Annotated in this window: 7 protein-coding genes; all 7 read right to left on the reverse strand. The window is 40.9% G+C overall.

The genetic code is table 11. The annotated features are described in order from the left end of the window. Nucleotides 1-422: 422 nt before the first annotated feature. The 7 genes from RDS42_RS09775 to RDS42_RS09805 all read right to left on the reverse strand — a co-directional run bounded on the left by RDS42_RS09775 (nucleotide 423) and on the right by RDS42_RS09805 (nucleotide 7,519). Nucleotides 423-1,352 carry a S1 RNA-binding domain-containing protein gene (locus RDS42_RS09775; protein ID WP_308783497.1) on the reverse strand — a complete coding sequence of 310 codons (930 nt, stop codon included), beginning with the start codon at nucleotides 1,350-1,352 and terminating at the stop codon, nucleotides 423-425. 19 nt (nucleotides 1,353-1,371) lie between these two features. Beyond that, nucleotides 1,372-3,366 carry a VirD4-like conjugal transfer protein, CD1115 family gene (locus RDS42_RS09780; protein ID WP_308783498.1) on the reverse strand — a complete coding sequence of 665 codons (1,995 nt, stop codon included), beginning with the start codon at nucleotides 3,364-3,366 and terminating at the stop codon, nucleotides 1,372-1,374. Beyond that, nucleotides 3,353-4,462 (reverse strand): hypothetical protein, encoded by a 1,110-nt coding sequence (locus tag RDS42_RS09785; RefSeq protein WP_242858996.1) that lies wholly within the window; start codon nucleotides 4,460-4,462, stop codon nucleotides 3,353-3,355. Before RDS42_RS09785 ends, RDS42_RS09780 begins: the two co-directional genes overlap by 14 nt. A 138-nt stretch (nucleotides 4,463-4,600) precedes the next feature. Next, entirely contained in the window at nucleotides 4,601-5,266 is a 666-nt protein-coding gene (locus tag RDS42_RS09790; protein WP_308783499.1) for a DUF6100 family protein, read from the reverse strand. 6 nt (nucleotides 5,267-5,272) lie between these two features. Continuing rightward, nucleotides 5,273-5,803 (reverse strand): DUF5697 family protein, encoded by a 531-nt coding sequence (locus tag RDS42_RS09795; protein ID WP_055158016.1) that lies wholly within the window; start codon nucleotides 5,801-5,803, stop codon nucleotides 5,273-5,275. A gap of 256 nt (nucleotides 5,804-6,059) precedes the next feature. Next, the gene (locus RDS42_RS09800) at nucleotides 6,060-6,590 is read right to left on the reverse strand and encodes a hypothetical protein (RefSeq protein WP_055158014.1); all 531 of its coding nucleotides are present in this window, start codon (nucleotides 6,588-6,590) and stop codon (nucleotides 6,060-6,062) included. 2 nt (nucleotides 6,591-6,592) lie between these two features. Then, nucleotides 6,593-7,519: a helix-turn-helix domain-containing protein gene (locus RDS42_RS09805; RefSeq protein WP_242865861.1), complete on the reverse strand. Its 927-nt coding sequence runs from the start codon at nucleotides 7,517-7,519 to the stop codon at nucleotides 6,593-6,595. Nucleotides 7,520-7,935 lie beyond the last annotated feature (416 nt).

Here is a 7,935-nt window from a genome sequence, read left to right on the forward strand (position 1 = left end):
AAAATTTGATGTTCCTGTTGAGTATCAACTAATTAAAAAGGGGGACTTGATTTCTCATATCCCCCAGTGTATAATCTAATCAAGAAAGGTAATCAGATGCAAGATCTGATGCCCTCAGTAAAATTTAATTTATTTCTATGTTAAGACATAGCATCCATCAAACTTTCTCAGGGTTTATCGTGGATGCTATTTCTTATTATGTCGATTATCTATGTAAGTCAGAGCCGCAAAAACTACTAAAAGCAATGTGAGTACTTCCATTGTGTTCATGGGCATCACCCTCCTTTAAAAACTAGAGGGCTGGTCGAAATTGCATCCGCTTCTCTTTCCCGATTAGTTATACTTGCTCAGTATAACATGAAGAATTTCATATCGCAAGAAAAGATGGAAAGATCGGTATTCTTTTCTTGTTACGCTTATAATTAGATATTTTGTTTGATAATTCGTGTAATGATGCCAACAGCTACATTACGGTCTTCATCAATATGGGTGACAACAAAGGAAACAACGTCTTTTTTTCCAACAGTGCGATTATCATAGCAGCTATGAGCAATAGCGTTGACGCCCAATTCTAACCGTACAAATACGGTTCCTTTGTGGATGTCTTCCACGGTACCGGCATATTTGCCCTGAACATGACATTTCTTTAAGTTTTCTTTGCTGGTATTTCCTTCTACACTCTTTACATCTGCCTGAACTGAGAGTGTTTCAGGTGTATCACCTTCTACGTTCAGAATACGTACCAAAATGTGTTCCCCTACATGGAAACGTTCCCTGGCATCACCAAGCCAGTCGAAGGATAAATCTCTGGCAGGAATGGAAGTTTCTATACCAAAAATTTCAGCGCGGACAACCTTTTCAGCAACCGCAATGACTCTGGCTTGCACGATACGATCCACGTATACTTTGGTTTGCCCGGAAACATCCTGATCCAGATAGAAGATTTGGCGTTTCTTCAGCATGGCTTCTTTGCGACTTGCAACAATGCTGCGTGTTTTGGTATCCAATCCTTTAATGATAAAATCTATTTCACAGCCGAGCATATTGTTGAGGACTTTATTTTGACGCAAAGACAGCGATCCATAATCGTGTGCCTCATCTTGAAGGAGGTTGATCATCATTTCTGTGATTGGAATGACTGCCCGAAATTCTTTGTAATAGATAACAGCAATCAGATTGCCCGCTTCAGTTTTTTCGATACCACCAAGTGTGCCGGTTAGGATTTTTCTGGTGCGGTAGGCATTCTGGATGTCGTGCCAGATAAGATCTGCTTTTGATTGGGCAGTTTCTAAGACTGCATCAGAATAAAGGGTTAAGATGGCTGCGTTTGTGTTTGTTACATCGTTTGGCATAATGTGTCTCCTTTCATACTTATGACATAATTGATTTTTTATCTAACGGAACCATTTCAGAGTCTGGGAAATTATCTTCAGAGTCCTCTGAGAGAAATTCTGGATTGAATTCGTCATAGCATGGTTCCTGATAAACAGGTTCAGATATATATAGTGGCTCCTGCACTTTTTTTTTGGCTGTATTTCCAGACGCAGAGCCGCGTTTTTTTCGCGTGGCAGTAGCCGGTGATTTTGGCATATAATCCGATTCTTCATGAATTCCGTTTTCACGCCACGCCGGAATATGATCTGATGCTTTTCGTGGAATTAGTTTCTTTGCGTCCGGATGCAGTGTATAATCGTATTTTTCCACACGAAGTACCTTCTGTCCGCGCAGAATAATCAACGCTTCATCGAGTGGGAGGCGTAAGATTTCATCCGGAGTTAGGAGCTTGCGTTTTCCGATAGATTTTGTACGGCGGTATTCCGGCGTGTAATCGGAGACTCTCCAGCTATTGAGTTGTTTGGCTTCGCTACTGACACCGACAGTTACATCACCACTCCGATTACTGATAAATGTAGCTGTAACCTCATCAGTACATCCCAAAAATAACTGAGTATCACAGTTGCCGATGATTTCCTGCCATTGGTTGAATGGATAGCGGTTCTGCATCTGAGGCAAATTTTGAAAGATACAGGAAATGCTAAGATTACGGCTTCGGATTACACTGATTTTCTTATTCAATTCCAGAATAGCCCCAGTGTTGGCAAGTTCATCAGCCAGTATATGTACAGCAACAGGTAACTTTCCATCTTCTCCATACTTGTCTGCATAACGAACCAGTTTGATAAAGATGAAAGTCATAAACAGAGAAGACAAAAAATCAAAGGTACTGTCCTGATCAGAGGTAATGCAAAAGTAAGCACATTTCTGTTTCCCTGGAAGTGCCAGATCTATTTCATCATAAGAGGTAATTTGCCGAATGAGTTTATTCTGAAATACCTGAAGTCTGGCACCTAAGCCGATAATAACACCGCTTCGCACAGTATCACTGGCCTGCTTGTAGATACAGTAGGGAACTTTCGCTGGATGGGATACCGGAAGCAGATCGAACAGGCTGTTTAGTTCTTTTTCTGAACTCATAGTCAATAATTTGTAAACCTGTCCGATATTTTTTGCTTCTGCAGGAAATCCTTGATCCACATAGAGGACTAAGGCTTTTAGCAGATTCATCTCCGCATTATCCCAGAAATGATCTCCTTTTCCAGAACCCGTATTCTGGATAATGACATCTGCAAATACTTGAGCCATCGTTTCCTGTCCGTTGATTTCACCCAGACAATTCCAACTGTCGGAGTTTTCCGGATTGACCAGATTAAATGCTTTCACTGTATAACCTTCATTTTCCAAATAAACAGACATACTTTCATAGAGTTCGCTTTTGGGATCAGTAATGATTAAACTTTCTCCTCTGGCAACACACTGGAAGATCATATTGCGGGCAAAGGCACGGCTTTTCATACTTCCGGATGCACCGTAGACAGCAATGTTTCTATTTAGCCGCGTTTTGTTTGGAAGACATACAGCTTTCCCATTCAGTTTTCCCAGAATGGTTCCCTGATTTTTCCTTACATCTCCAGCTAATTCCAAAACTTTAAACATTTCATCCGATGTCATAAATCCGGAAGTGCCGTAGGTTCCCTGCGTGGAGTAATTAAAATTTCGGTCACGATCACTGATTTCTCCATTTCGATCATTTCCCATTCGCATCAGCAGGAAGGTAATCAGTCCAAATACAGTCAGACACAGAAAAATCCCATACAGATTGTACGGGAAATAGTGTAGGATCGTATGGATACAGTCAAGCGGATGAAGGGAGGCTGGTTTTGGATAAGTACCGTTCCCGGCAAAGTTTCCAGCCGCCGTCCATTCCTGATAATTTTTTATGAATTGTGCTACATACCCTCCAGCATAGACGGTACAGGCACAGATGGGGAGCAGATAAAGAAGCTTCCACCAGTTACGGCTTTTCATGGAAAAACCCCCTTTTGAATTTTTGAAAGTCAATACTGGAAAACTGTATATCTGCGGTTAGATATTTCCGCAGACAAGGAATCTGAAAGTCAAAGCATACCAGAATTCCTGAAAGATCATATACATTCAAACCAGTATTGAAACGGTTGATTCGTTGCATGTCAAAATCATAAGCAAGCAGGACGGGATGGTTCTGACTATCTATGCCGTCATGCTCAATCGGCAGTTCTTCTTGGTGAGAGAAATAGTCTGATAACAATAACCGATCAAGTTGCTGCAGCATTTGTGGTCGCACAAGCAGACGCAACAGATATTCGCCATAAATATTATTGGGCAGATAGTGGAAATGCTCATAGGTAGTATCTAAAAGAAAGAGCGATTTTCGGTATCCGCCAGTGCTTGTCAGTAAATGATAGGCAGTATCCATATCTTTTCCGGTCATAATTGCTCGTACAGCAGGTCTTCCATGGTAGGGGCGTCCCTGCAGGTAATGCTGCAGAAAAGCAGTAAGTCTCACTTCGGTCTTATATTCCCACTTCAGGACACTGTTCCCAGTATTATAGAGTGCGTAAACACACTGTGGGGATAACAGAATCCCGACGCTTCGAGAATTTCGGATTTTCGTTGTATCATAACCGAGAGTTTTTATTTCTCTGGAACTGTAAAAAAGTGGAAGATCTTGTATAAAGGAGCTGTCCGCTTCGCAAGTCCTGCTGAAAATATTAGGCTTTACATCATAGAAGATAGGAATGTTGGCATGTAGTAAAGTCAGATAGATTTCAGCTTTTTGATGCAGACGGATTCTTCTGGGAAGTTCGCTGCGGATCAGATTTGTTTCTGTATTTCCAGTAAGATAGTCATGGAAACGGGGCATATTTTGTGCGAGCAGGAGTTCTTTGGCATGTTTGGTTAAGCGATAACCTCTTAGCCGGTCCCGGTAATGCGTCCGGATCAGCTTTTCGTTTTTCAGCTCAGTTATGATTTTTTCGGCATAAGAGCTGCTTTCTATCAGCCGGTGTAGCTGATTGACCGGAAATTCTCCACTAATTCCGACCATTTCCAGAACCTGATATTTCATAGAGTCTGGTTTTATCAAAACAAGTCACCTCAATTCAGTTATTACCTATGCCAGCCTATACTTGGGTAGCCGGGAAGTATTTTCTGGCATAAAAACAGCAGAGATTATAAGGTCTCTGCAGAAAGATTACCCATGTCGGATATTTGTGTGGAAATATCACGAAATTTCCGATATGGTTCTTATACACTTTTGTCGGCTTTTTATCCAACCGGGAAAGGCTTCGCAATTCATGATAGACACGATAGTATGGTCATGGGTTCCCAGTTCCGTTGTATGATAAGAGTCGCATAATAATCCGGTATCATCTACCAATACATAGGCAGCAATGGTGTCCAGAATTTGTTTAAACTCCAGATTGTCATAATCGCGGACGCGATGCAGTGAAAGGTTCTGGTCATATATCTGGCTAAAACAAACTACACAGTTTTGGTATAGTTGAATGGGATGTTCCAGAATGTAGGTCTGCAAGGCAAGATTTAATGGTTCATGTAGGAAAGCAGTATTGGTTCTTACCTTCCGTTTGGGTAAAAGACCAGGTAGTGTAATGGTTAGTATTTGTTCGGAACTGGAAATTTGGATTCCCTGTACATCTGCAGCCTGTTTCAGATAATCTGATTTTCCACTGGAAGAAATAGTGAATACCAAATTCCTGAGTTGGCATGTAATACGTTCTGATCGCAGGGCAGCACTGGTGCTTAGTTCCTCATAACGCTTGCCATATACTTTTATGTCTGTGGTCTTCAGTGCAAAAAGCGTGTTGTTTAGCCTTTGTATTTCATCTTCAATCTGTTGAAGGCGCTCGTAAATGGTTTTATTATTCATAGGACCTCATTTCTTTGTATAGTAACTGACAACTCCGCTGGTAGTATCTACTAAGCAAAAGGCTACCACATTGTCTATGGTGACCTTTCTAGCCTGCCCCTCATTTTCTAAGACAACCAGCCGTTTTACTTGGTCTGCAGATTGCGATTCCATTACATGATTGATAAGATATTCCTGTTCCAGTGGAATATATAAAATCTCATACCATTCATCTTTTGAAAAAAAGTTGAGTTTTATTGGAAAATCTCCGCTTGTATGGTAGACAACTGCTTTTTTGAAGTCCAATAGAACCCAGAATGCGGCGATCATGCCATAATCCGGATTGGATGCTGATTCGGCAGTGTCACAGAGTAGGTCATTCTCTTTGTCGTGGATAATTCTACCTTGTTTGACAAGATTGGTAATCAGAGATTTGATAGAATCTCTGTTTTTGGGGAATAGCCGTAAAACTTGTTCATACAAAAGTGTGTGATATGTAGTGATAAATCGCAATAGTTCGGCTCCTTCCCCATTGTAGAGTTCGTTTCGTGTTTTCATGGGTATCTCCCTTCTGTTCATATATAGAAAATGTACTTACGCTGTACGTACAATCTACGTTTCTTATTTGATAGAAGTATGCTGTACGTATAGCAGAAGGAATCTTGCTGTCAGCGATTGGTTTTCGGGTACAAAAAAAGCACCATATCAGGTGCGGGAAAAATAGGAATACTATAAGCAATACCTATTGTAACATGGGTAAAATTCCCCTTCAATCGCAGAAACAGGTCAATGTAGTGACAATATTATGCCATCTCTATTCTGGGAAGAATTTATTTAGCGTATCTAAGGTTTCTTTTGCAGAAAATCCCCAAAGGATACTGCTTAATGCATTGATTGCTGCCTGGCGTTTTCGGTAATAAGTGCGGTAGGAGATGTTTGCAATATGTTCTTCCAATGCCTCCAGAATTTCATCGGTATTCTTCAACTCCTGTGGTGAGAGGAAGGCATAGTATAAAATCCAGTAATACTGTTCTCCATGTTTGTGATTTTTGCGGAGAAGATCAACGGAAGAGAGCAACAACTTGATCATCTTATTGCTTCTGGAGATACTTTTTGCCCATTCCTCTATTTGGCTTCCGGTTAAGTCGGCACCAGCGGTATAGATAGAGTCCAGAAATTCGTCTATGCTGGTCTTATATTCCAGTTGAAACTGTATTTCTACTTGCCGGACAGCCACCTTCAGACTGTAAGTAGAATCCCGATAGCACCGAAGCAGTTTGTATGTATCGTGATACAGCGGGTTATCTTCGGGTGATACAACAGGTGGATAATGTTTTCCTGCCATATCTATTCACCTCCCTTCAGCAGTATTTCCGGTATTTCGGAAAAGGATGGACTAGAAGATTGTGTTTGTGTTCGCACAGACGGAGTGGTTTTAGCTTTCGGTTTTTGCGGTTTGATCTTTAGTTCAAAATGGTAAGATGCACTTCCCAGAGGGCAGATAATACGTAGTGAATATCTATATACTATATCCTTGCAGGCTGATAATGGAGATAATATATACTTGGCTTTTGGGCATCGACAGCACACAATGCCTTGTGTTTCCAGCATTTCAGCCACTTTTCGGACGATGGTTTTTGTGTGCGGTTCTGGAACGCAAAAGCCTTCTTGTGAAACGATGATTTGTTCATCAACAACAGATTCCGGAACGCAGGAAACGGTAGTTTCTTCAGTAGGTACTTCGTCGGGAATGTGAATTGGCAGTTCCATTTTCATAGCGATTTCCTCCTTGTCAATCATTACGTCACTTATATTAAACATGACAGACAGATAATTATTGAGATAGATCATGCTGCCATGTTTTCCAGAATAAGAGATTAAAGTTATCATGTCATTGCTTTCTAGTTTTTTTAGCAGACGTGAGACGGAAGATTTGGATTGCTGCCAGCGTTCTGCCAAGTATTGATAACTGAAGAGTGGATTGCCGGTCTGATTTCTGAAGTAAACAACCGGACCGGAATCAGAACAACGTACAGACGGATCGTTATAGACTGCATGGATCCAAAGATCCAGAAGGGCATCCATCTCGGAACATTTTCCCATGTGAATCAGCTTATGAACATTTGTGATTGGAAAGAAGAAAAATCCAATGTCTTTTTTGCAGGGAAAATTGTAGGAAAGCGCTGTATTGTCTTTGGGCCAGTCTACGACCTTGTATCTGATGATGCGATTTTTCTCATGTAAGGTGTAAGTCAGGAAATTTTGTTCTGCCAAGGTATCCAGAACAGAAAGGACCTGGTGCTGAAACCGGAAACGGAACTGATGCTGCAGTTCTTTCAGTGTGCAGATCCATTCTCCCGGAGCAACAGTATAGGTCAGATGCTCTATGTTACGGTAAGATGAAGAGTAGTTTGCATAGGAGCAGAGAATCAGGAAATAAAAAAGACAGGAACTTCCGTTTGTACGAATGTTTCTGTCCTTGATGAGCGTTTGTATAAATTCCCGGTAAATCCGGCAGCGTGGAAAATCCACAATTTGTTTTAATTCTAATTGGTAATCCATATTGGTCTCCTTTCAAAATGAAAGGGGAAACTTATTGAATATTAAGCTTCCCTTTTCAGTATTTTTGTTTAGGTATTATGATGAAGTCAGTGAACAAATACATACAGTATTCATTGCATTATTATTGC

Origin of the sequence: uncultured Blautia sp. (assembly GCF_902497045.1) — a bacterium.
Lineage (GTDB): Bacteria > Bacillota > Clostridia > Lachnospirales > Lachnospiraceae > Blautia_A.

Excerpts from the sequence above, each read along its gene's own strand:
- RDS42_RS09780 (WP_308783498.1), bottom strand. The coding sequence starts at position 3,366 with ATGAAAAGCCGTAACTGGTGGAAGCTTCTTTATCTGCTCCCCATCTGT.
- RDS42_RS09800 (WP_055158014.1), bottom strand. The coding sequence starts at position 6,590 with ATGGCAGGAAAACATTATCCACCTGTTGTATCACCCGAAGATAACCCG.
- RDS42_RS09775 (WP_308783497.1), bottom strand. The coding sequence starts at position 1,352 with ATGCCAAACGATGTAACAAACACAAACGCAGCCATCTTAACCCTTTAT.
- RDS42_RS09790 (WP_308783499.1), bottom strand. The coding sequence starts at position 5,266 with ATGAATAATAAAACCATTTACGAGCGCCTTCAACAGATTGAAGATGAA.
- RDS42_RS09795 (WP_055158016.1), bottom strand. The coding sequence starts at position 5,803 with ATGAAAACACGAAACGAACTCTACAATGGGGAAGGAGCCGAACTATTG.